At 59.3% G+C, this 22,266-nt stretch carries 21 protein-coding genes and 1 tRNA gene; 6 read left to right on the top strand and 16 right to left on the bottom strand.

Annotated elements, in window-relative coordinates:
* Positions 1-570 precede the first annotated feature (570 nt).
* Together gabP and ACIPIZ_RS07525 are read left to right on the top strand one after the other, a co-directional pair.
* Complete coding sequence (gene gabP, locus ACIPIZ_RS07530) at positions 571-1,962, top strand: GABA permease (RefSeq protein ID WP_122855580.1); 1,392 nt, start codon at positions 571-573, stop codon at positions 1,960-1,962.
* 369 nt (positions 1,963-2,331) lie between these two features.
* Positions 2,332-2,658 (top strand): hypothetical protein, encoded by a 327-nt coding sequence (locus ACIPIZ_RS07525; RefSeq protein ID WP_064388939.1) that lies wholly within the window; start codon positions 2,332-2,334, stop codon positions 2,656-2,658.
* An 83-nt stretch (positions 2,659-2,741) separates the two neighbouring features.
* Here the strand turns inward: ACIPIZ_RS07525 and ACIPIZ_RS07520 are convergent, their stop codons facing one another.
* The 16 genes from ACIPIZ_RS07520 to ACIPIZ_RS07445 all read right to left on the bottom strand — a co-directional run bounded on the left by ACIPIZ_RS07520 (position 2,742) and on the right by ACIPIZ_RS07445 (position 18,499).
* Complete coding sequence (locus ACIPIZ_RS07520) at positions 2,742-3,194, bottom strand: hypothetical protein (RefSeq protein WP_064388938.1); 453 nt, start codon at positions 3,192-3,194, stop codon at positions 2,742-2,744.
* Positions 3,195-3,200: 6 nt separating this feature from the next.
* Positions 3,201-3,614: a hypothetical protein gene (locus ACIPIZ_RS07515; protein WP_008080543.1), complete on the bottom strand. Its 414-nt coding sequence runs from the start codon at positions 3,612-3,614 to the stop codon at positions 3,201-3,203.
* A 29-nt stretch (positions 3,615-3,643) separates the two neighbouring features.
* The gene (locus ACIPIZ_RS07510) at positions 3,644-4,618 is read right to left on the bottom strand and encodes an alpha/beta fold hydrolase (protein WP_401164816.1); all 975 of its coding nucleotides are present in this window, start codon (positions 4,616-4,618) and stop codon (positions 3,644-3,646) included.
* 68 nt (positions 4,619-4,686) lie between these two features.
* Complete coding sequence (locus tag ACIPIZ_RS07505) at positions 4,687-5,745, bottom strand: YhcG family protein (protein ID WP_064388935.1); 1,059 nt, start codon at positions 5,743-5,745, stop codon at positions 4,687-4,689.
* A gap of 385 nt (positions 5,746-6,130) precedes the next feature.
* The gene (locus tag ACIPIZ_RS07500) at positions 6,131-6,478 is read right to left on the bottom strand and encodes a hypothetical protein (protein WP_253480847.1); all 348 of its coding nucleotides are present in this window, start codon (positions 6,476-6,478) and stop codon (positions 6,131-6,133) included.
* Between the two features lie 21 nt (positions 6,479-6,499).
* Positions 6,500-7,978: a PLP-dependent aminotransferase family protein gene (locus tag ACIPIZ_RS07495; protein WP_064388933.1), complete on the bottom strand. Its 1,479-nt coding sequence runs from the start codon at positions 7,976-7,978 to the stop codon at positions 6,500-6,502.
* A gap of 29 nt (positions 7,979-8,007) precedes the next feature.
* A complete protein-coding gene (locus ACIPIZ_RS07490) occupies positions 8,008-9,432 on the bottom strand; it encodes an L-lactate permease (protein WP_064388932.1) in 1,425 nt (474 codons plus the stop codon).
* A 17-nt stretch (positions 9,433-9,449) separates the two neighbouring features.
* Positions 9,450-10,064, bottom strand: coding sequence for a glutathione S-transferase family protein (locus ACIPIZ_RS07485; RefSeq protein ID WP_064388931.1), 615 nt, complete (start codon positions 10,062-10,064; stop codon positions 9,450-9,452).
* A complete protein-coding gene (locus ACIPIZ_RS07480) occupies positions 10,061-11,851 on the bottom strand; it encodes an FAD/NAD(P)-binding protein (protein WP_401164813.1) in 1,791 nt (596 codons plus the stop codon). Before ACIPIZ_RS07480 ends, ACIPIZ_RS07485 begins: the two co-directional genes overlap by 4 nt.
* Positions 11,845-12,876 carry a 2,3-diaminopropionate biosynthesis protein SbnB gene (gene sbnB / locus ACIPIZ_RS07475; protein ID WP_371920131.1) on the bottom strand — a complete coding sequence of 344 codons (1,032 nt, stop codon included), beginning with the start codon at positions 12,874-12,876 and terminating at the stop codon, positions 11,845-11,847. Before sbnB ends, ACIPIZ_RS07480 begins: the two co-directional genes overlap by 7 nt.
* A 6-nt stretch (positions 12,877-12,882) precedes the next feature.
* A complete protein-coding gene (sbnA, locus tag ACIPIZ_RS07470; protein WP_371920130.1) occupies positions 12,883-13,857 on the bottom strand; it encodes a 2,3-diaminopropionate biosynthesis protein SbnA in 975 nt (324 codons plus the stop codon).
* Positions 13,858-14,277: 420 nt separating this feature from the next.
* Positions 14,278-14,353 (bottom strand) — tRNA-Phe (locus ACIPIZ_RS07465).
* A gap of 104 nt (positions 14,354-14,457) precedes the next feature.
* A complete protein-coding gene (locus ACIPIZ_RS07460) occupies positions 14,458-14,730 on the bottom strand; it encodes an oxidative damage protection protein (RefSeq protein ID WP_064388926.1) in 273 nt (90 codons plus the stop codon).
* A complete protein-coding gene (gene mutY, locus ACIPIZ_RS07455; protein WP_105706098.1) occupies positions 14,727-15,794 on the bottom strand; it encodes an A/G-specific adenine glycosylase in 1,068 nt (355 codons plus the stop codon). Before mutY ends, ACIPIZ_RS07460 begins: the two co-directional genes overlap by 4 nt.
* On the bottom strand, positions 15,791-18,016 hold the full coding sequence (locus ACIPIZ_RS07450; RefSeq protein WP_401164810.1) for an AsmA family protein: 2,226 nt from the start codon (positions 18,014-18,016) through the stop codon (positions 15,791-15,793). Before ACIPIZ_RS07450 ends, mutY begins: the two co-directional genes overlap by 4 nt.
* A gap of 78 nt (positions 18,017-18,094) precedes the next feature.
* The gene (locus ACIPIZ_RS07445) at positions 18,095-18,499 is read right to left on the bottom strand and encodes an acetyl-CoA sensor PanZ family protein (protein WP_401164809.1); all 405 of its coding nucleotides are present in this window, start codon (positions 18,497-18,499) and stop codon (positions 18,095-18,097) included.
* A gap of 322 nt (positions 18,500-18,821) precedes the next feature.
* Here ACIPIZ_RS07445 and ACIPIZ_RS07440 point away from each other — a divergent pair, with 322 nt between their 5' ends.
* The 4 genes from ACIPIZ_RS07440 (at position 18,822) to ACIPIZ_RS07425 (ending at position 22,237) form a co-directional block, all read left to right on the top strand.
* Entirely contained in the window at positions 18,822-20,486 is a 1,665-nt protein-coding gene (locus tag ACIPIZ_RS07440) for an OFA family MFS transporter (RefSeq protein WP_122661136.1), read from the top strand.
* A 264-nt stretch (positions 20,487-20,750) separates the two neighbouring features.
* A complete protein-coding gene (gene hisB, locus ACIPIZ_RS07435) occupies positions 20,751-21,344 on the top strand; it encodes an imidazoleglycerol-phosphate dehydratase HisB (RefSeq protein WP_007909204.1) in 594 nt (197 codons plus the stop codon).
* On the top strand, positions 21,344-21,982 hold the full coding sequence (gene hisH, locus ACIPIZ_RS07430; RefSeq protein WP_007909206.1) for an imidazole glycerol phosphate synthase subunit HisH: 639 nt from the start codon (positions 21,344-21,346) through the stop codon (positions 21,980-21,982). Before hisB ends, hisH begins: the two co-directional genes overlap by 1 nt.
* A complete protein-coding gene (locus tag ACIPIZ_RS07425) occupies positions 21,983-22,237 on the top strand; it encodes a DUF2164 domain-containing protein (protein ID WP_401164806.1) in 255 nt (84 codons plus the stop codon). It begins immediately after the preceding gene.
* Positions 22,238-22,266: the final 29 nt, after the last annotated feature.

Raw genomic sequence — 22,266 nt, 5'->3', positions numbered from 1 at the left:
GGCGTGGCCTCAGCCATGTGCGTTCCTCATCTATGTTGCGCTCCAGCTGTTGGATGGCCGTCCTGGCGAGGCGGCCAAGCTAGCATAGCGTTTCAATGGCAGCCAACAGCGCTACGAGCGGTAAACGGGTGGCATGTGGCAGGTTGTCGCATCGGCGCAGCAGACTGTCGCCCCATCAACAACCGAACGGGTGTTTGATCATGTAAACCCGCGGGTGTCGCGTAAAAAAAGGCGCGATGTTGCCAGCTTTGGCGGGGTGTTGGAAGCGCTATCCGGCCGAACGTACAGGATTCGCCCTTTTATTGTGCGCCCCACACTTTTTCAGTGTGTTTCTGGTGCGCGCATTCGTCCTGAAAGTGAGTCGCAGGGTAACGCTCTGGCGAATAGCCATTAATCTCAAGGACTTGCGATGACCGTCCGGTCGCGTGCAAGACCCCAGCCCAGAACGTTTTGAAATATTTTGGCGCAATTATTGCGTGCAGAATAAGGAACGCCCCGTTGGATTCTTTTTACGAGAAGGAAATACCAGACGGGCCGGACGCAATCGCTTTCCTCGCAAAGGTAGTTTCGATGAGCAGTACCCCAAGCTCCAATGGCCTCGAACAGGGGCTCAAACCGCGTCATGTGACCATGTTGTCGATCGCCGGTGTCATCGGCGCCGGTCTGTTCGTTGGCTCCGGCCACGCCATCGCTGCCGCCGGCCCTGCCGTGCTGTTGGCTTATGCCGCCGCCGGTACCCTGGTGGTGTTGGTGATGCGCATGCTCGGCGAAATGGCTGTTGCCTCGCCGGACACCGGTTCGTTCTCGACTTACGCCGACCGTGCCATCGGACACTGGGCTGGCTTCACCATTGGCTGGCTGTACTGGTGGTTCTGGGTATTGGTGATTCCACTGGAAGCCAACGCCGCCGCCACCATCCTGCACGCGTGGTTCCCGGGTGTGGATATCTGGGCCTTTGCCTTGGTCATCACCATGCTGCTGACCATCACCAATCTGTTCAGCGTAAAGAATTACGGCGAATTCGAATTCTGGTTTGCCCTGATCAAAGTGTTGGCGATCATTGGCTTCATCGCCCTCGGTCTGGCCGCGATTTTCGGCTTCCTGCCGAACAGCCAGGTCAGCGGCGTGTCGCACCTGTTCGACAGCGGCGGCTTCCTGCCAAACGGCATGGGCGCGGTGCTGGGTGCAATCCTGACCACCATGTTCTCCTTCATGGGTACCGAAATCGTCACTATTGCGGCTGCGGAATCGAAGAACCCGGGCAAGCAAATCTCCAAGGCCACCAACTCGGTGATCTGGCGGATCGGTTTGTTCTACCTCGTCTCGATCTTCATCGTTGTCGCCTTGGTGCCATGGAACGATCCTACGCTGGCCAACCTCGGTTCCTACCAGACCGTGCTTGAGCGCATGGGCATCCCGAACGCGAAAATGATTGTCGACATCGTGGTTCTTGTCGCGGTGACCAGCTGCCTGAACTCGGCGCTGTACACCTCGTCGCGCATGCTCTTCTCCCTCGGCAAGCGTGGCGATGCTCCGGCCATGTCGACCCGCACCAACAAAAGCGGCACGCCTTACTGGGCGGTCATGCTGTCGACTGGCGCGGCGTTCCTGTGCACCTTCGCCAACTACGTGGCACCGGCTGCGGTGTTCGAATTCCTCCTGGCGAGCTCCGGCGCCATCGCCCTGCTGGTGTACCTGGTGATCGCCTTCTCGCAACTGCGCATGCGTAAACAGCGTATGGCCCGTGGTGAGAAGATCGTCTTCAGCATGTGGCTGTTCCCGGGCCTGACCTACGCGGTGATCATTTTCATCATCGCGGCCCTGACCATCATGCTGTTCCAGGAAGCGCATCGCGTTGAGATCCTCGCGACTGGCCTGCTGAGTCTGATGGTGGTGGCGACCGGTCTGCTGGTGGCACGCCGACGTCGTCAGGAAAAGCTCAGTGTTGCCGTGGCACGGTAATTCAATCTGCTTTCCTGGACGTGAGGCCAGGCGACCGCGATCAGAGATGATCGCGGTCGTTTTCATTGGGCATTCCTCAAATCGATCCAGGCATGCTGTGATGGACACAGTGATGGCGAGATAGTAGCCTTCTCCGTAAATGTGTATCCCGGTGTTACGGGTGCATTGGAGTTTCAGGACACGGATTGTTCGTCACGCCCCCGCCTTGCAGCCAAAGCCGTCGACCCTTTCCAGCCTGCTCCTCATCGTGCGCGTCAGCCTCGGTGCATTTTCTGTTGCCGACTTTTCAAGAGCGGCACGCAGTAGAAGCTGAGTCGAATTGGCCCGGCCATTCAGCGACCCCCATCAGGGCATCAAGGAGAGACATGCATGGCGTTTACATCGGTTGTATTCAAAAACCCTAATACCGGTGCGATGAAAGAAGCGCCGATCGGCTTTTCGTGGACTGTGTTTTTCTTCAGTTTCCTGCCGCCGCTGTTCCGTGGTGACATCAAATGGGCCGCGATCATGTTTGTCCTGGCCTGCATGACCTTCGGCTTCAGCAATATCGTATTCATGTTCATCTACAACAAACTGTACGTACGTGACTTGATCGGCGCCGGTTACAAGGCTCAATCCATTGCCAGTGGCGACCTGAATTACGTTAGCTCGAAAATCGGTATGGAGATCCCGCGGCTGGAAGCAGCGGCTATCTGATAGCGAAAATCCGGCTTAAAAAAACGGGCGCAATCATCACTGATTGCGCCCGTTTTTTTTGCGCCCGGAATTAACGCCAGGCGTTATTCGGCTTTCGCTTCGCTGTCGTCTACCGATTTACTGTAAGTATCCAGCGCTATCCCGAAATCGGTGATGAACTGTGGCTCGCTCAGCCAGGCCTGGGCCTCTTCGATCGTTACGCCTTCGGCCCACATGCGGTAGTCGATCAACATGTCGGCGGCCAGGTGGGTGGCGGCCATGCCTTCGTTTTCAGCGTTTTCCATATCGAGCAGGTCAGGATGATCGACGATGATGAACGCCAGTTCCCGCAGTAGCGTCAGCAGCATTTCGTTGCGGCTGATGGCTTCGGCGTCGCGCATTTTGCTGAACATCGCCAGGGTGTATTCCGGGATCGGCTCGGCGAGGTGATCGAGGTCTTCGTCCTGCTCCAGCGGCTTGCGGCCGACCATACGGATTTGCTTGGCTTTGGCCTTGGCGCGCTTGGCGCGTTTCTGTTGCTTGTTCAGGGATGCCATGGGAACTCAGTTCTTCTGTTGGGTTTGCGCGGCGATCGCGTCGGACGCCGCCACATAGTCGGCCTGGAAGGCCGGGGATTCGATCCACGCCAGCGCGCCGGCCTCGTCGGTTTCCTGTGACCACTGACGATACTCGATCAGCGCGGCGAGGATGAAGTCCATCGCGCCCTCTTCGCCTTCCTGTTCATAGACCAGTTCCAGCAGCGGATCTTCGAGGAACGCAGTGCACAGGGCCTGCTGGCTGATCTTCTCGGCGTCGATCATCTTTTTGAACAGCTCGGTGAGGTCCACCGACTCGAAGTCGATACGATCATCGTTCGGGTCCAGCTCGACCGGGGCTTCGGCGCGTTTGGTGCGGTTTTGCTTGGCCTTGGCTTTGGCCCGGGTGGCGCGTTTTTGCTGCTTGTTGGCGGAGGCCATGATGTGTTCCGTCGTGCGTTGAGAGAGGCTCAGCTGCGCGGGACTTGCCGCCCGGGTGTGTCGGGGGCCAGTGTGCCGGTTTGCAGCCAGGTCAGAGCGATGGGCCATAGTGTGGCTTGGTATGCGCTGCGAAAAAAGCCGAAATGTCCGACTTGTTGTTCGCCGATGTCCTGTGGGGTGATGCGCAGGTGGGTTTTTCGCGCGATGCTGAAGTAGCCGAGCAGGCGTTCGATGGCGGCAATCGTGCCGTACGGATCATCACTGATGCTGATGGCCAGGGTCTGCGCGCTGACGTTGGCGAAGGGCAGGGCGCCGGCTCTTTTCAGCAATGCGCGACCGCTGGGGCGCCGTTCGTAACGCGCGGCAGGGGTGCTCCAGTCGCGCACGACGCCGATTGGCGTGTCCTCCAGCCAGCCGAAACGTTTGCCGGGAAAATAACCGCAGAGCAGCGTCATCAACGGCATCAGCAGATGCCATTTGCCGAACATCCGCCAGCGATGTTCGGGGGCGTAATCGCGCCAGTAGGCGAATTGTGCGCCGACAGTGACCAGCCGTCGGATATCTCGCCCGGACTCTGCCAACCCCGCCGCACAACCACCGAAACTGTGACCGACCACATCAATCGGCTGGCCGGGAAACGCCCGGTGCGCGCGTTTGAGCATCGCTTCGAAATCCAGGGCGCCCCAGTCTGTCCACGAAGCATCCAGCCCTCTGATTGAGCCGTGTCGTGATTCGCCAATGCCGCGATAGTCATAGGTGATCACGTCAAAGCCATTGGCGAACAGATATGCTGCGAATCGCGAGTAGTGACGGCAGCGCACAGATGTCGCCGCGTTGATGATGACCACCGGACGCTGGGTATCGTGCAGCGAATGGCACCAGGTGAAACCACCCAAGGCAAAACCGTCGGCGGCGGCTTCCTTGAAGGGTTTACCTTGCGCGTCCGTCAGAGTTGCTGATCTTGACGGCATGTCCTGCATAGCGGGCGTGTCCTGACAACTCATCGCACTCGACCTTGACGGTTAAGCTGCCAACGATAGCCGCAGTGCCGCCCCGCAACAAACCGCAGAATTCATTCAGTGGATTCAGTCAGCAGGCGTTCCTCGATCAAGGCCTGTTCGCGATTGAGCTCTGCGCGTAATTCTTCCTCACTTGGCAAGATCGTTTTGTAGCTGCTGGCGAACAGTTGTTCGTTGCCCTTGAGCATCGAGTAGCGCGCCACCGACTCACTGCTCTCCGCGCAAAGAATGATCCCGACGGTCGGCTGGTCGCCCTCGCTGCGCTTGAGTTCGTCGTACATGCGCACATACATGTCCATCTGCCCGACATCGCGGGCGCTGAGCTTGCCGCGTTTAAGGTCAATGATCACAAAGCATTTGAGCAGGTAGTTGTAGAACACCAGATCGATGTACAGATCGACGCCGTCGGTACTGATGCGTTGTTGCCGAGCGACGAAGGAAAAGCCTTTGCCCAGTTCAAGGAGAAAACCCTGCAGGTGGTCGATGAGGGCTTGTTCCAGACCACTTTCCCTGACCTTGCCCGCTGACGGCAGGCCGAGAAACTCGAGCATGACCGGGTCGCGAATGAACTCGCGCGGGCTGCATTTCAGCGCTTCGATATTGGTGGTGGCTTCTTCGATCACATCGGCTTTGTCTCGACTCATGAGCAGCCGCTCGTAGTAGAGCGTCAGGATCTGTCGATCGAGGGCGCGGCTTGACCAGTTCAGGTTGGCGCATTCATCCATATACCAATGGCGTGCTTTTTCGCTTTCGACCCGCAGTAGCCGGCGATAGTGGGTCCAGCTCAATTCAGGACGCAGTGCGTCTCGAATTGGAAATTTTTGATAAAACAGGCGCATCTTCCACAAATTGGTTTCATCAAAGCCTTTCCCGAACTGCCCAGTCAGATCCTTCGCCAGCAGGCCAATCAGCTGTTTGCCATAGCCAGCACGCTGGGCACCATTCTGCTCAAATTCGACGATATGCCTGCCGATCTGCCAGCAGGTCTGCACTTGAATCGTATCAACCGCTCGCAGCACTTTTTGCCGCGCCTGACGAATCAATTCGCCTAGCTCCCCCAGCAATGAATCAATTTTCGGGTCTTGCGTATCAGCAGGTTTCAGCTGGTTCATCGGGACTTCCGCGTCATTGGGAACAGACGTAAAAGCATGCCAACCGTCGCCGTTTGCGTATGTCGGGACAGACGGCAAAGTTCGCAGGAAGCAGCGATGGGTGTTGCAGGACGTTGCCGATGAAAGACGCAATTGACGGTATTGGTCTGTAGTCCATTTCGTACACCCGCCAACTTCCAATCAATCTAAAACCCCACCCGATATGCAAAATCTAACAGGCGTAACGGTTGGGCTCTGCCAGAGCCCGGGATGTTGGCAGCGGTGCGGCGCGCAATCTGGTGTTTCATTGGGATGGCGAGCAATAGCGATATTGCAGTCACAGCGGTTCTGGACAGGGTCTTGCTGCCAGTCGATTACGCCAACACTCTCTGAATGCGGCCTTTGCTTATCGCTTTGTGCGCTTGCCTTTGGGGGTGGCCAATGGCTCCTGCACCTTGCAATAAATCCAAAGCCCGAACAGCCCCATCAGCACCATGAACACGGTGCCGATGCTTTGCTTGAGGAACTCTGCCTTGAACTGTCGAGGTTGCAGGGCCAGGGTGTAGGTGCTGCGAGGGCCGCGATTATTGGTGGTGATGGAGCCGGTGATCCAGCTGTCGACCAGCATCCAGATCGATGCGCCGATGGCGAAGGCCATCAGTACGACAACGAGCAGGGTCAGCCAGTAAGTCACGCGGCTTGGCCGATACGGCGGCGGATGGGGCAGTGGCACGCGGGTTCGTTTCTGGTTCATTGCAGGATTAGCCCTCTTCCGCTAGGGAAGCACAGGTTCCTCGCGCGAGTCAGCCAGTTTCAACCGTACATTCGATGGTCCTGTGGCGAGGTGCGCGCATTCGGCAATCACTCGCAGTATCTGCATCACCGCCGGTGACAGGGTCGTACCCAGGCAGATGCGCAGGCCGGTGGATGGCTGCCCATCGGCGAAAAAGATCCCACTGCCGGCCACATGACAACCGCGCTCACCGGCCAGGCGTTCGAGTGCCGACATGTCCGTATGTGCGGGCAGCTTGATCCAGTGGATGAACCCTCCGCGCGGCGGCACGTAGACGGTTGCACAGGGGAAGTCGTTGCGTACCAGCGTTTCGACATGGTTCGTCAGCGACGACAATTGCGACCTCAGCCGAGCGCAATGCTCCTCCATGTAGCCACGCCCTATGAATTCGTTCAGGACATTTTGCGCGAGGCTCGAAACTGCCAGATTGCGCGAGAACATTTGCGCAAGAATCGCCTCGCGGTATTTCCCGGCGACGCACCAGCCGACGCGGTAACCCGGCGCGACCGTTTTCGAAAATGATGAGCAGTAAATCGTCTGCCCGCTGCTGTCGTAGCTTTTGATCGCGCGCGGACGTTCTCCTTCAGGCACCAGATCAAAGAAAATATCGTCTTCGATGATCGGCACATCCGCTTCGCGGGCAATTTGCGAAAGCCGTGCCCGGGTCTCATCGGGCATGATGAAGCCGCGGGGATTCTGCAGGGTGGGATTGAGAAAAATCACTGAGACTTTTTTCTGCTTCAGGGCTTCTTCGAGGTGATCGACGTCGATGCCCAGTGTGCCGTGGGTGCGAATCGGCAGGGCACGCATGCCCAGCCGTTCGATGGTCTGCAGGATGCCGTAGTAGGTCGGTGTTTCGATGGCCACTGTCGAGCCTTTCGTCGCGACGGCTTCGAGTGCCAGTTCAAGCGCGACGGTGTCGCCCGAGGTCACGAGGATATCGTCTGGCCCGCAAACGACACCGCGCGTCAGCATCAGCCCGGCAATGCGCCGACGTAAGGCTGGAAGGCCGGGCGGTGCCACCAGACCGGTCAGAGAGTTGTCGGCCTTGCCGGCCATCACCGAAAGGCATTTGTTCAATAGCACGTGCGGCGTCAGATCGCTGTGCAGCACCGCCGAACTCAATGACGCCGTGGTGCGCGAGGCTGCTTGGGAGAGCATCGCGACCACGGCATGGTTGACGTTGACAGTGACGCTGGAGAGGTCGAAACCGCTGGCCGGTTTGGCCCGACCGGCCGCGGAAACGAAATAGCCGACGCGCGCGATGGTGGAAACGTAGGCATCGGCTTCCAGGTCAGCCAACGCGCGCTGGACGGTGGTGATGCTGGTTTCGAACATTCGGGCCAGAGACCGGATCGACGGCAGCTTGGATTCGGCTGCCCATTCACCACTTTCGATCTGACGAATAATCCAGTCCTTGACGATTCGCCAGCGCTTGTCCGGTAGATCAAACCTGTCCATAAGTTCTCTTGGTCATTCCTGGAAACAATTCAGAGAAAATAGAGTAAAACCATCCCCGTTGCAGCAACAATGACGATGTTCAGCGCAACCAGGCCGAAAGCGAATCGAATCAGTCCGTTTTCTTCATGTCGGTTGGCACCTGCCAGCCCGGTGATCAGCGACAGAATCGATAAAGACCCCAGCGCACCATGCCCGGCCGCACTGTTGACCATCGCGGCCAGCCATGGGCCGTGCTCACTGGTCAATGCCGCAATCGACGGCATGACGAGGGTGTTGCCGCCCACGTTGGAGCCGGTGACATAACCGGCAATACCCGCCAGCAGTGCAATCGTCGGCGCCAGGGAAATTCCCGACAACGATTGCAGTGTGCGCTGTGCTTCGACCAGAAATCCGGCGTTGACCATCACCTGCGACAGCAGCAGAAACAGGAAAATCGTCGTGACCGGAAACTTTGCCCGGTTAAACAGTGCGCGCCATGGGAAGCCCGTCGCCGTGGCTTGCCTGACGGCCATCAGCAGAGTGACGATCAGCAGCGCCAGGCCAGGGGACGCCAAAGGCTTCCACGAAACATGCTCGCCTTTGACGATCCACAGTGCATCCCATCCCGACAGTACAAACAGCCCGCGCGAGGCGACAATAACGCCCAGCAAGGCCAGATACGGCCATGCCGCGCTCGGCCAGCGCACCAGCTTTTTGCGCTGCGCAAAGGAAATGCCCAGGCCGATGCAGGCAACGGCGAGGCCGGCCAGCACGCCGGAAACTTCCGGCCCGATCCACAGGTTGATGGAAAACAGCACGGCGATGAACAGCGCGGTGACCACCATCAGCCCGAGCCACGGTGCCACGGTGCGGATACCGGCTTGCCACAGAGCGATGGCGGCCAGGCAGAGGAACACCGGGGCGCTGATCAGAGCCGAATGGCTACCAAGTGTTTCCGCAGGCAAGTGCGCCAGCAACGCACCGATCACCGTCGCCAGGCCCAACGTGCCCCACGGCATGATGACCATCCCGGCGAGGGCGATTTTCATCCCCGACTGACGGGTGAACAGGCCCATCAACAGCGGCACTGTCGCAATCAGCGAGACGCCAAAACCGGTCATCGCTTCAAGCAGCGGCGCGAGGCCGAGGACGATGAAGATGACTTGTGCCGGCGGTGTCCAGCCGAGTTCCTTGACCCAGGCGCCGATGGCCTGAGGTGCACCGCCGCGTTCGACCAATATGACGAACGCCAGTCCCGGCACGATTACGCACGCGGTGCTGAGAAACAGGATCGTGGTGTCCTGGAAAATAGCCGTGGTGATTGCTGCCGACACCGGTCCGGCAGCCCCCAGTGCCCATAACAGGAACACCAGCGCCACGCCCGCCAGTGCGGCTTGTACCGGTGGCCGGCGGACGATGAGTATCAGCGCGATCACCAGACCGATCGGCGACAATTGCAACAAGAGCGAAGTCATACACAGTTTCCCTTAACTTAATCGTGAGTCTGCCCGCTGTACTCGGTCGCCCGCATGGACGCACGCTCACAAAAAGTCTGATACCACTCGGTCAGGCGCTGCTGCGCGGAAAAATCCGACAACTCGCGAAAGGCGATCCAGTCGAGTGCCGTCGCCAAGGCAATGTGGCCGATGGTGATCGGGCCATTGAGGTCGACGTGCTCTTCGATGAAGCGGTAGGCCTCTTTGAGTTTGTAGGCCTGGCCCTCGGCGTAGGCCGGATAGCGCAAGGCTTGCGGACGACGCTCAACTTCCCAGCGCAGCTTGATGCCGACATCGCACATGCCCTGCGCCAATGCCTGCAGACGCAACGCCTTGTAGCGCTCGGGGCCGCTTGGCGGGATGAATTTCGAACCTCGGCTCAGGTCGTCGAGGTATTCACAAATCACGATGGAGTCGAAGAGTGCCGTCTCGTCGGGGAGGATCAGCACCGGGACCTTGCCCAAGGGATTGGCGTTGTAGATGACTGCGTTTGGCGAGGTCGGGCTGGTCTCGTGGTGAATTACCTCAAGGTCCGCAGCGATCCCGAGTTCATGAGCGAGCACCAGCACCTTGCGGGCGTAAGGCGAATGCGTCTGGTAGAAAAGTTTCATGCTGGGGTACCTGCCTCAAGGATTGCGGTGGCCGCGCGATGCGCGTCCATGAACAGACGCGAAGGCGCGCCGGCCGAGGTGACGTAGTGGTTGTAGTAGCAGGAGCCTTCGGCAAGCGGGCCGAGTACCCAGATGTTGCGTACCGGCTCACCCAGGCTCGACCTGGGATGGCAGGCAGCGTCGACATCAATGCCGTCGATGCCGGGTTCGTCGGTGCGCGGGCGGATGAAACCGAGGCGGGCCAGATCGCGTACCGGCGCGCAATCGCTGTTGCTCACCCCGCTGCCCTGGACATAGCCGGCGACCCGGCGGTAATGCGCAGTCGCAGGTTGCGTGCCTGGCTTGAGAAACGTCAGCAGACCGGCGTCACACAGTGCGAGCAGGTCGGCGTGACGCTCTTTCTGCGGGCCGGCGACGAGGCGGTTGATCGCCTTGTGCCAACGGCCATAGAACTGGCGGTGCGAGGCGTCGGTCAGCCCGTCAAAATCAACGGCTTGACGCAGCCGGTCACGCAGGTCGCGCCAGACTTCAATGGCTGCCTTGATTGCCGATTCACCGCGCCCAAGCCGCGCCTCGTGCAAGTCGGCTTCGAGCGCGTGATAGATCCACGAGTGATAGTTGTGCGGGGTCACGCTGTCGGGCAGCGCATGCCAGATCAGTGCTTGCGGATTGATCGACCCGACACTCTCTTCGTATTCGCGCAGCCGCGCTTCGCAAGCGGCTATGCCCGCGCTTCCAGGGACGCTGACCTCCCTGAGGCGGTCGAGTACCTGGTGATGCTGTTCGGGTATTGCTTTGGCGTGCAGGACGGCGACAGCGGCGGCACGCATCTCCAGCAGCATGATCGGCAAAATGTCTTGCTCGAAATCCAGCTGGCGGTTCTTTGCATGCGCACGCAGGTCTTCGATGCGCGCACTCGTCAGCAGTACCGCCTGATGCCGGGCAAAATCGATCAGGCCGTTGGGTCGGGTGCGAAACGGCAGACCGTCGCGTGATTGAATGTAGATCACCGGCTCCTGGCCAGAAGGGTGATACACGTGACTGGCGTCTGCCATCGGCTTGTACTTGCCGCCCCTGCCAGCGGTCAGTGCCGCCAGTGTATCCATTGCGCCAAGCCCGAGGCCTTCGATCAGCACGGTTTCGCCGGGCTCGATGCTGGCGAGGCTGTGTGGCAACGGATAGACGTCTTCGATGCGCTCAGGATCGGCCGGACGTACACGGCCTGTATGGCCGACGGTCAGGATCAGTCGATCAACGGTCGCCGACGTACCTGAGGTCGTGCGCAACACGTATTGATGGCCCTCAAGGGCCTCCACCGCCGTAACGGTCTGGTGATGCAAGTGCACAGTGACCCAGTGCGGCGCCGTCGCGAGAATTTGCTCGAAGGCGTCCGCCAGATAAGCGCCGAGCAAGTGCCTCGGCAGGAAATCCTGCGGCTCGACGTCTCGTCCCTCTTGGGCCAGCAGGCCACTCTCGGGATCGACCTTGATGCGCTGCTGCAGGCACCAGGCGAGGAAGTCCGGACCTGGCCGTTCTCGTGCATCCTGAAGATTTCCCAGCGCTGGCACATCGGGAAACACGCCCAGTTGTCCGGCAACGGTATTGAGCAGCAGGTAATCGGGTTGATCCGGCCAGTGCGCACCGCTGCCGAGTACATTGGGATCAAAAATGTCGATGATCAGCGGCTGATCCGGGCGCTCTTCGGCGAGGCTCAGCAGGCGTTCGAAAATCGACAGCCCGCGCGATCCACAGCCGACCAGGCCGATATGCAGAGGAGCCTTCACCATCTGCGCTCCTCCCCGAAAAAGGATGGAATCGCGACAGCCGAGCCTTCTTTGACCGCGATGTCATGAATCATCCGGCCAATCGCCAGATCGAGAATGCCCATGCCGAACGGCGAATATATCAACGGTTTGTCGCGAGCGACATGCAGGTCGCCGCGAATCAGCTGCGCAACGGTGCCGGTGACGAAATCACGGTGACCGTATTTCTGTTCAGCCAGGTGTGGCGAGGTATTGGCTTTCAGACAGTGGGTGATGTCATCGAAATAGTTGTAACTTTCCTCGATGATTTCCGCGCCGATATCCCGTAGCGAGATGTTCAGCACAATCTGGCCCGCGCGGAATGTGCCTTTGCCGTTGACGTAGGGTTCGCCGGCGCTGGTGGCGAAAACCACAACGTCAGCGCTCAGCGCCTCTTCCAGCGAAACCTGCTGTACATCCGGCAATCCGAGTTGTTCGCCGAATGTCGCCAGCGCCTGGGCTGATTCGGCGTTGAGATCGTGAATTTCCACGCGGTCGAACGACCAGTCATCGCTGAAGAACGTCTCGAGGATATTGCGTGCAATCACGCCGCCGCCAATGATCGAAAGCCGCGGCGCGCGCTTGTTCCGGCCGTTCAGCCACCAGGCTCCGAGCACTGCAGACGCGGCGGTTCTGACGGCGCTGATCAGCGCACCTTCGAGCAGCGCGTACGGATATCCGGTGTCTGGATCATTGAGGATCAGCACCGCAGACGCGCGCGGGATACCTGACTTGATATTGTCCGGATAACTGGCGATCCACTTGATTCCGGAGACTGATTGATCGCCCTCGCCGTCGATGATTGCAGCCGGCAAGGCAATGATCCGGTTCGCCGGCTGCGCCGCAAAGCGCAGGAAATAACTGTCGGGGTTAACGGTTTCGCCACGTTCGTGGGTCAGGTACGTCTGGGCAACGATCTCGATGGCTTCCTGACGAAGCTCGTCGAGAATGTTTTTGATGGCTGCGCCAGGAATGACGTGGAATGGTCGAAGCGATGATTGTGTGGTCATGAGGGATTACGCCGAAAGTGCCAGAGCGATTTCTGGGAAGAGGGGGTGCAGTGCGGTAGCGCCGATGCGTTGGGTGACCCAGTCGTCGGAGTAGATGGTTTCGAGGTAGCGCTCACCCATGTCCGGTGAGATCGCCACGACCACATCGTCGGGGCGGATGTGGTGCGCCCATTGCTGAACACCGGCGAGGACCGTGCCGGTGGAACCACCGAAAAGCAGGCCGTAACGTTGTGCCAGCCAACGGCAGACCTTGATCGTCTGCTCCTCCGGGATGGACAGGAAATCGTGGATGCCGGCAGGCTCGAAGATTTCCGGACGACGACTGGTGCCAAGCCCCGGAATATGGCGCGTACCGCCAGGCAAGCCGAATGTGACCGAGCCGACGGTGTCGACGGCGATGACTTTGGTGTGCGGGCGATGTTCGGCGAAGTAGTTCTTGCAGCCCATCAGCGTGCCGGTCGTGCCAGCGCCGACGAAGAGGTAGTCCACGTGGGGAAACTTGTGGGCAATCGACTTGGCTGTGGCCTGGTAGTGCGCCAGAGGGTTGATCGGGTTCTTGTATTGATTGAGCCAGATGTAGTCGGCGTTGTCGGCGACCAGTTGCTCGATCAGACGAATCCGCGAATTCAGGTACCCGCCGTTTTCGTCGCGCTGATCAACCATGAGCATCTCGGCACCTAGGGCGTGCATCAGCTTTCTGTTCGGCGCAGAAATATTCGGATCGATCACGCAGACGAACTTGTAGCCCTTGGCGGCGCACACCATGGCCAGCGCCACGCCGAGGTTGCCTGATGAAGATTCGATCAGACGGGTATTGCGGTTGATCAATCCGCGACCTTCCAGGTCGGTAATGATCGCATGAGCGGTTTTGAGCTTGATGGATCCGGCAGGATTCAGTCCTTCGATCTTCAATTGAATCCTTGCGCTGCAAAGATCCTCGATCTGCACATAACTATCTTCATTGATAAGTTGTTTGATCATACGTCGTCCGTTTCGCTCGTTTATGCCGGGCGCAATCAGTCGCCAGCATCAGTCCTGGGGTGTTTGAAAAGCAGTCGTTGCCGTTCGCCCGTTGGGGTGGTTTTTGGATTTTTTAGCTGGACGGGAGGTGACCTTGCGGTGGACGCCGATCTATTAAAAAAATCATGTTTTGCGTTCTGGTGTCGGGAAGACATCCAGAGGGTGGTGGCGCGCAAGGTAGAGCCAGAAATGGTTCGCCAGGGCTGAGCAAATACTGGCGATATTCCTGGCGCAGTGAGAGATACAGATTTTCGGTTTTTTCCAGTACACCCGATGGGGATGGGGTCTGAAGAGGGGAGGGCGTGGCGGGGGATTGGAGCGGATGATCAAATCGCAGGCATAAAAAAACCCTGAATCTTGCGATTCAGGGTTTTCGGTATTTGGTGCCCAGAGACGGAATCGAACCGCCGACACGGGGATTTTCAATCCCCTGCTCTACCGACTGAGCTATCTGGGCAACGGGGCGCATTAAAAGGGTTTTTCGGATTTACGTCAACGACTTTTTTAAAATTTCTTAAATTAATTCCGTCGCTTACGATCCGACCCCCGATTTTGCAGGGTTTACTCTGCAGGTGGAACGTAGCCTTCGGCTTGCGCGTATTCCTCGCCGGAGAAGTACTTGTCCATTTCGCCCTGAAGAAATTTGCGATCTTCGGCGTTCATCATGTTCAGACGCTTTTCGTTGATCAGCAGGGTCTGGTGTTTCTGCCAGTCGGCCCAGGCCTTGGCGGAGACGTGTTCGAAAATGTCCTGACCTTTGGCGCCCGGGTACGGAGGGCGTTCCAGGCCTGGCAGTTCTTCTTTGTACTTGCGGCACATTACGGTGCGGGTCATGGCGACTCTCCTGCATTCAAGACGGCGGCCGCGCGTTCGAGCAAGGTTTTGACCGGGGCGGCGAGGCCCAGGCGCGGCGGGGTGGCGAGGTTATACCAGAGCCAGTCGGCCTCGGCCACGTGATGGGCGGCCTCCTGTACCTGAACCAGCCAGGGTTCGATGGACAGCTGGAAATGGCTGAACGTGTGGACAAGACTCGGCAGCGCCTGCTGCTCGCCCATGGTCAGCGCGTGCTGATCGGCAAGATGCTGCAGGTCGCCGAGGTCGTCGAGTTCCGGCAGGCTCCACAAACCGCCCCACAAACCGCTGGAGGGGCGACGGTAAAGCAGAATCGCACCGTCGCCGTTGGCCAGCATCGGCATCAGCGTGCGTTTCTGCGGGATGGCTTTGCGCGGCTTGGGGATCGGGTAGCGCGTCTCCAGGCCGAGCATATGCGCCTCGCAACCACGCTCCAGCGGACACAGCAGGCAACTCGGCTTGCTGCGCGTGCAGAGCGTGGCGCCAAGATCCATCATCGCCTGGGTGTAGGCGTTGACCCGATCATGCGGCGTGAAGCGCTCTGCATTGGCCCACAGCTGTTTGGCGACCTTCGGCTCGCCGGGGTAGCCCTCTTGCGCAGTAAAGCGCGCCAAAACGCGTTTGACGTTGCCGTCGAGGATTGGCGCACGCAGGCCCATGCTGATGCTGGCGATGGCGCCGGCAGTGGACAGACCAATGCCCGGCAGATCCGTAAGCTTTTCGACGTCACGGGGAAACTCGCCGCCGTACTGGCTGACGACGATCTTCGCGGTCTTCTGCAAATTGCGCGCACGGGTGTAGTAACCCAGGCCGGTCCACAGGTGCAGCACTTCGTCTTCCGGCGCTTCGGCCAGCGCTTCGACCGTCGGCAGTGCGGCCATGAAGCGGTCGAAGTAATTGAGCACGGTGCTGACCTGAGTCTGCTGCAACATGATCTCCGACACCCACACCCGGTACGGGTTGATGTCCTGCTGCCAAGGCAAATCGTGGCGGCCGTGGCGGTCGAACCAATCCAGCACCGCCGTGGAAAACTGCTCCGCTCTCATCGCTTGAACAGCCCCTTCAATGCGTTTTTCAATTCCGGGCTGACCTTGTCACCGAGTTTCTCGTCGATTTTTTCACTGAGCTTGTCGCCGGCGAGTTTGGTCGCGACTTGACCGAGGCGATCATTGTCGACGCGGCAAGCCTTGGCGCCCAGCTCCAGTGGACCACGGCAGCGCAGCGGCCACTCGACGCCGACGAACTTATCGCCGACCTGACACGCCGGGTCGGGCATGGCGCTGGTGTCGCCTTCGACAATGATGCCGACGCGATAGTCCATGCCGAGCACGCGCAGGTCGATGTCGCCATCACCGTTGACGGTCATGCCGGGGATGCGCACTTTCAGGTCCGGGTTGCTGGCGACGCCGTTGCGCAAGGTGAGGTTGCCTTTCAGCTCCTGGAACGGTGTGTCCTTGCCGCGTGGCTCGCCGCTGAGGGTTTTCCGGTTGAGCGTGGCGATGCCTTTGCACAGTTGCTGTTCAAGGTTGGCGTTGAGCAGCACGCCGTTGTTGATCACGAAACTGGCGTTGCCGTTGAGGGTGTCGATCAGCGCTTGCTGGCTATTGCCGCTGCTGGTCACGTTGCTGGTGAGGGTCACCAAGCCTTTGACCGGCGGGTTTTTGCCTTGGCTTTCGAGGATTTTTTCCGCCGGCACACGGTTGAGCTTGGTCTGCAAATTCAGCACCGGCGCGCTTGGGCGCACATCGAGAGTGCCCTTGGCCTCGAAACCACCGTTGTACAGCTCACCGCTCAGGTTGGTCAGGGTCAGCAGGCCGCCCTGGCCGGTGGCTTTCAATGCGGCGTTCTGGATCGGCAGCTTGTCGAGGGTCAACTGGCCGAAGGTCAGGTCGGCATCAACATCGAGTTTGGCCAGGCGCTCGACCGGCAACAAGCGCTCGGTGCTCCAGGCGGTTTTGCTCGGTTTGTCCGGCAGCGGTGTGGAGCCGGCGCCCGCCATGGCATCGGCCTCGGTGCTGGCCACTTCGGCCTGACGCACTTGCGTGGCATTCGCTGCTTTTTCCGACTTCGGCGGCAGGTAGCGGTCGACGTTGAACGTGTCAGCCTTGAGCACCGCACGCAGCGATTGTTTGGCGAAATCTTCGACGGCGATGCGACCGCTGAAGCTACTGTCGTCGAGTTTCAGGTTGATGTTGTCGAAGGCGATGCTGCTTGGCGTGGCGGCAACGCGGCTGACCAGTTCGACTTTGCTCAGGCTGCCGTCGCCCATGGCCGGGAGTTTCTGGCCGATGCTGTCGACGAACTTCGCCAGATCGAACTGGGCGATGGAGATGCCGCCGCTGATCTGCGGGGTTTTGTCGAGGTCGTTGGCTTTCAGTTCGCCCAAGGCGCGCAACTGATTGGCAGAGATCTTGATGCCGGTCCATTCGGCGATGTTTGCCGCTTTATCCAGCAATAATTGGCCTTGAGCCGAGAAGGTCATGGTCTTGCCTTGCAGCGGATCGCCTGCCAGTTCGCCGGAAAGCTTCATGTCTTCGAGCTTGTAGCGCTGCAGGGCGCGCTCGATGCGCAGCTCGCCTGTGAGCTCGGTGCGCACGCGCAGCACCGGCTGGTTGGTGCCGAGAAACGCGGTGGCTTTCACCGGAATATTGGTCGAATCGTGTACCGGGCCGGTGCTCAACTGGATGCTTTCGGCGCTGAACTGCTTGCCGGTCTGCTCGTCGTTGTATTCAACGCGGGCGTTGTTGACGGTCAGGCTGTCGATGTCGAGGCGGATCGGCTGTGGCGGTTTTTCCACCGCAACAGGGGCTTCGCTGGCCGGTTGGCCCGGCGTAGCGGCTGGTGGCGTTGCACCCGCCGGGACGGGCACCTTGCCGATGTCTTCCCAGTTGCCATGACCGTCCTTGTCGCGGTTCAGGCGCAGGTTCAGGCCTTCGACGCGCACGTCGCTCATCTGCACCTCGCGGCGCAACAGCGGCAGCACGCGCACGGACAGGCCGAGCATCTGCAGATCGGCGAACGGTTCGGCAGGTTTGACCAGGGTGGCAACGCTGGCTTCGTGCAATTCCAGGCCGAGCCACGGGAACAGGCTCCAGCCGATATCGCCATTGAGCGTCAGCTCGATGTGGGCCTTGTCGCGGGCTATCTGGCGGATCTCGTCTTTGTAATCGTTGGGATCGAAGAGGTGGGTCAGGGCAAAACCTGCCGCCACAATGATCAGCAACAGCCCGAGAAGTACCAGACCCAGGATTTTGCCGAACGCTTTCATGGGCGAGTCCTTGTAGTTAGTCGAATTCGTAATTTAGCCGGGGAGTATAGCGCTGCAACGGCCCGGTTCGGTGTGGCGTCATGTCGTCAGGACTTCCAGCGGCACCTGTAACCGGGCGGCGATTGCCTGAGCTTCAAGGTGCCCGGCGGGTGCCCGCAGGCGCAGTTCGGCCCCCGCTTGCGACGCCATTTTCCGCGCTTGGTTCACCATCCGCTCGGTAACCCCACGGCGACGAGTAACTTTTCGTACACACAAATGGGACAGGTACCAGACGTCGCGGTGCCTTTGCAGGCACGCGGCGCCGAGCAGACGGTCGTTGAAACGTCCGGCAATAAAACTTCCTTCCGCCAACGCACTTTCGATCAGATCGACGTCCCCGGAAAACGGCGAAAACAGCCATTCGGGTGCATCACGATAGATCTTCTGCAGATCCTGCTGATCCTGATAACTGGCGTCTTCAAGCGTTTGAACGATAACCGGCATGGTAACCCCGTAAAAAATGCACCCGGTGTAGGAGCTGCCGAAGGCTGCGATCTTTTGATCCTGTTTTTGCAAAACAACGTCAAAAGATCGCAGCCTTCGGCAGCTCCTACACAGGTGTAGAGAACAGATGACCTAAAAAAGGTGATATCAGTTTGGTTTTTCTGTCACGTGCAAATGGTAACCTTCGCCCGTTCGTCCGTCCTTCTGCGACTTAACGTCGCGCCTTCAAGGAGCTTCACCTTAAAAAACGGTCATGCCTGCGTGCATAAGTCCGAGGGTGAACAGTGGCTGGCGAACCATACTAATAATTGGGGGATACACAATGAGCACGAGCATCACGGCGGACGGCCTCAAAGCCGATCAGCCCGCGTTCCTGTCCAAGGAACGCATCATCGCCAAACCCGGTTTCAACCGTTGGCTGGTTCCACCGGCCGCTCTGGCCATCCACCTGTGCATCGGCATGGCCTACGGCTTCTCGGTGTTCTGGTTGCCGCTGTCCAAGGCGCTGGGCGTTACTGCTCCAGTGGCTTGTGCACCGGACATGAGCTTCATCGCACAGGTATTTTCGTCGAACTGCGACTGGCCGATCTCGATGCTCGGCTGGATCTACACGCTGTTCTTCATCTTCCTCGGCTGCTCGGCAGCGATCTGGGGTGGCTGGCTGGAACACGCCGGGCCACGCAAGGCCGGCGTTGTATCGGCTCTGTGCTGGTGCGGCGGTCTGCTGATCTCGGCGCTGGGTATCTATACCCATCAGATCTGGCTGATGTGGATCGGCTCCGGCGTGATCGGCGGTATCGGTCTGGGGCTGGGCTATATCTCGCCCGTATCGACCCTGATCAAGTGGTTCCCGGACAAGCGCGGCATGGCCACCGGCATGGCAATCATGGGCTTCGGTGGCGGCGCAATGGTCGGTGCACCGCTGGCGACCGCACTGATGAGCCACTTCGGCTCGGCTGAAGGTGTTGGCGTCTGGCAGAGCTTCGTGGCCATGGCGGCGATCTACTTTGTGTTCATGATCGGTGGCGCACTGGCCTACCGCGTGCCGCCAACCGGCTGGAAACCGGAAGGCTGGACCGCTCCGGCGAAGAAAGCCGCGAACGCAATGATCACCAACCGCCACGTGCACGTGAATGTGGCGTGGAAAACCCCGCAATTCCGTCTGGTCTGGCTGGTGCTGTGCCTGAACGTTTCTGCCGGTATCGGCATCCTTGGCATGGCTTCGCCACTGCTGCAGGAAGTGTTCGGCGGCAAGCTGCTGGGTGTTGATGTGCCGTTCGGTCAACTGGACGCCGGGCAACTGGCTTCGATTGCCGCGATCGCTGCCGGTTTCACCGGTCTGCTGAGCCTGTTCAACATCGGTGGCCGCTTCTTCTGGGCCTCGTTCTCGGACTACCTGGGGCGCAAAAACACCTACTTCGTATTCTTCGCCCTGGGTTTTGCCTTGTACGCGCTGATTCCGAACATGGGTCATTTGGGCAACGTTGCACTGTTCGTGGCGGCGTTCTGCATCATTCTGTCGATGTACGGCGGCGGTTTTGCCACTGTTCCGGCGTACCTGGCTGACCTGTTCGGTACGCAGATGGTTGGTGCGATCCACGGTCGTCTGCTGACGGCTTGGGCTGCGGCTGGCGTGCTCGGTCCGGTGTTGGTGAACTACCTGCGTGAATATCAGCTGAGCATCGGCGTTGAACGCGCTGCCGCTTACGACATCACCTTGTACATCCTCGCCGGCCTGCTGGTGTTGGGCTTCCTGTGCAACCTGATGGTGCGTCCGGTGGCCGACAAGTACTTCATGACCGACTCTGAACTGGCGGCCGAACAGGCGCTGGGCCACGACAAGGGTGCTGACGCCAGCACCGTTCTGGAGTGGAAAGCCGCGCCGGGCAGCAAGCCGCTGGCGATCGCTGCGTGGCTAGTGGTGGGTATTCCGTTGGCGTGGGGTGTGTGGGTGACCCTGCAGAAGACGGCAGTACTGTTTCACTAAGTAAAAAAGCAGTACTCCTGTAGGAGTGAGACTGCTCGCGATAGCGGTCTGACAGTCACAGAAATGTTGATTGCCAGGCCCTCATCGCGAGCAGGCTCACTCCTACAGTTGTTTTTGCGCTGCCTGTAATGGCTTGTATGGACATGTCTACCCGCGACAGCCGGGGGTTCTATCCGTCAGCCATCTCACCTCTCGTGTTTCTGTTTCGGCCCCGCGTGCCTATAATGGCTGCCTTTTTCGCCCAATGATTTTGCGGAGCTGGTGATGGCCGAACGTAAGGCTTCTGTCGAGCGCGACACTCTGGAAACCCAGATCAAAGCCTCGATCAACCTTGATGGCACCGGAAAGGCCCGATTCGATATCGGTGTTCCTTTTCTTGAGCACATGCTGGATCAGATCGCCCGTCATGGGTTGATCGACCTGGATATTGAATGCAAGGGCGATCTGCATATCGACGACCACCATACGGTGGAAGACGTCGGTATCACCCTCGGCCAGGCATTTGCCAAAGCCATTGGCGACAAAAAAGGCATCCGTCGCTACGGTCATGCCTACGTGCCGCTCGATGAAGCGCTGTCGCGCGTGGTGATCGACTTCTCCGGTCGTCCAGGCCTGCAGATGCACGTGCCGTACACCCGCGCCACCGTCGGCGGCTTCGACGTTGACCTGTTCCAGGAATTCTTCCAGGGCTTCGTCAACCACGCACTGGTCAGCCTGCACATCGACAACCTGCGTGGCACCAACACCCACCACCAGATCGAAACCGTGTTCAAGGCTTTCGGCCGCGCGCTGCGCATGGCTGTCGAGCTGGATGAGCGCATGGCCGGACAGATGCCATCGACCAAAGGCGTTCTGTAATGCAGACGGTTGCAGTTATCGATTACGGCATGGGTAACCTGCACTCGGTGGCCAAGGCCCTTGAGCACGTCGGCGCCGGCAAGGTGCTGATCACCAGCGATGCTGCGGTGATTCGCGAAGCTGACCGCGTGGTGTTCCCCGGTGTTGGCGCGATTCGCGATTGCATGGCGGAGATCCGTCGCCTCGGTTTCGACTCGCTGGTGCGTGAAGTCAGTCAGGATCGTCCGTTTCTTGGCATCTGTGTCGGCATGCAAGCCTTGCTCGACACCAGCGAAGAGAACGATGGCGTCGATTGCATCGGCCTGTTCCCTGGCGCGGTGAAGTTCTTCGGCAAAGACCTGCATGAAGACGGCGAACACCTGAAAGTCCCGCACATGGGCTGGAACGAAGTGAAGCAGAAAGTCAGCCACCCGCTGTGGCATGACATTCCGGACATGGCGCGTTTCTACTTCGTGCACAGCTACTACATCGCTGCCGCCAACGCGCGGCAGGTGGTCGGTGGCGGTCATTACGGCGTCGATTTCGCTGCGGCGCTGGCCGATGGTTCGCGTTTCGCCGTGCAGTTCCATCCGGAGAAGAGCCATACCCATGGCCTGCAATTGCTGCAGAACTTCGCCGCGTGGGACGGTCGCTGGTAAATGGCTGCCAAGAAATCCAAACCGCCGATCCTGACCCTTACTCCCGAACAGGAGAACGAGGCCAATCGCAAGATTCAGCGGTTCATGGAAGACCGTTTCGAACTGGACCTGGGTTCGTTCGAAGCGGCGGAAATTCTTGAGCTGTTTACCCGCGAAATTGCTCCGCACTATTACAACCGGGCGATTTTGGATGTGCATACCCACCTCAAAGAGCGGTTTGTACGCATCGATAGCGACCTGTGGGCGCTCTTGTAAAACTGATTTCCGAGCCAAGCTGAACAGTC

It is taken from the genome of Pseudomonas sp. NPDC087690 (assembly GCF_044743175.1).
Classification (GTDB): Bacteria; Pseudomonadota; Gammaproteobacteria; order Pseudomonadales; family Pseudomonadaceae; genus Aquipseudomonas.
The sequence above is the reverse complement of the archived record's forward strand: the minus strand, read 5'-3'. Positions and strand labels throughout refer to the sequence as shown.

Excerpts from the sequence above, each read along its gene's own strand:
- ACIPIZ_RS07490 (WP_064388932.1), bottom strand. The coding sequence starts at position 9,432 with ATGACTTCGCTCTTGTTGCAATTGTCGCCGATCGGTCTGGTGATCGCG.
- gabP (WP_122855580.1), top strand. The coding sequence starts at position 571 with ATGAGCAGTACCCCAAGCTCCAATGGCCTCGAACAGGGGCTCAAACCG.
- ACIPIZ_RS07480 (WP_401164813.1), bottom strand. The coding sequence starts at position 11,851 with ATGGTGAAGGCTCCTCTGCATATCGGCCTGGTCGGCTGTGGATCGCGC.
- ACIPIZ_RS07450 (WP_401164810.1), bottom strand. The coding sequence starts at position 18,016 with ATGAAAGCGTTCGGCAAAATCCTGGGTCTGGTACTTCTCGGGCTGTTG.
- ACIPIZ_RS07515 (WP_008080543.1), bottom strand. The coding sequence starts at position 3,614 with ATGGCCTCCGCCAACAAGCAGCAAAAACGCGCCACCCGGGCCAAAGCC.
- ACIPIZ_RS07505 (WP_064388935.1), bottom strand. The coding sequence starts at position 5,745 with ATGAACCAGCTGAAACCTGCTGATACGCAAGACCCGAAAATTGATTCA.
- ACIPIZ_RS07525 (WP_064388939.1), top strand. The coding sequence starts at position 2,332 with ATGGCGTTTACATCGGTTGTATTCAAAAACCCTAATACCGGTGCGATG.
- ACIPIZ_RS07460 (WP_064388926.1), bottom strand. The coding sequence starts at position 14,730 with ATGACCCGCACCGTAATGTGCCGCAAGTACAAAGAAGAACTGCCAGGC.
- sbnB (WP_371920131.1), bottom strand. The coding sequence starts at position 12,876 with ATGACCACACAATCATCGCTTCGACCATTCCACGTCATTCCTGGCGCA.
- ACIPIZ_RS07445 (WP_401164809.1), bottom strand. The coding sequence starts at position 18,499 with ATGCCGGTTATCGTTCAAACGCTTGAAGACGCCAGTTATCAGGATCAG.
- ACIPIZ_RS07520 (WP_064388938.1), bottom strand. The coding sequence starts at position 3,194 with ATGGCATCCCTGAACAAGCAACAGAAACGCGCCAAGCGCGCCAAGGCC.
- mutY (WP_105706098.1), bottom strand. The coding sequence starts at position 15,794 with ATGAGAGCGGAGCAGTTTTCCACGGCGGTGCTGGATTGGTTCGACCGC.
- ACIPIZ_RS07500 (WP_253480847.1), bottom strand. The coding sequence starts at position 6,478 with ATGAACCAGAAACGAACCCGCGTGCCACTGCCCCATCCGCCGCCGTAT.
- ACIPIZ_RS07485 (WP_064388931.1), bottom strand. The coding sequence starts at position 10,064 with ATGAAACTTTTCTACCAGACGCATTCGCCTTACGCCCGCAAGGTGCTG.
- ACIPIZ_RS07425 (WP_401164806.1), top strand. The coding sequence starts at position 21,983 with ATGGCTGCCAAGAAATCCAAACCGCCGATCCTGACCCTTACTCCCGAA.
- ACIPIZ_RS07440 (WP_122661136.1), top strand. The coding sequence starts at position 18,822 with ATGAGCACGAGCATCACGGCGGACGGCCTCAAAGCCGATCAGCCCGCG.
- ACIPIZ_RS07510 (WP_401164816.1), bottom strand. The coding sequence starts at position 4,618 with ATGAGTTGTCAGGACACGCCCGCTATGCAGGACATGCCGTCAAGATCA.
- sbnA (WP_371920130.1), bottom strand. The coding sequence starts at position 13,857 with ATGATCAAACAACTTATCAATGAAGATAGTTATGTGCAGATCGAGGAT.
- ACIPIZ_RS07495 (WP_064388933.1), bottom strand. The coding sequence starts at position 7,978 with ATGGACAGGTTTGATCTACCGGACAAGCGCTGGCGAATCGTCAAGGAC.
- hisH (WP_007909206.1), top strand. The coding sequence starts at position 21,344 with ATGCAGACGGTTGCAGTTATCGATTACGGCATGGGTAACCTGCACTCG.
- hisB (WP_007909204.1), top strand. The coding sequence starts at position 20,751 with ATGGCCGAACGTAAGGCTTCTGTCGAGCGCGACACTCTGGAAACCCAG.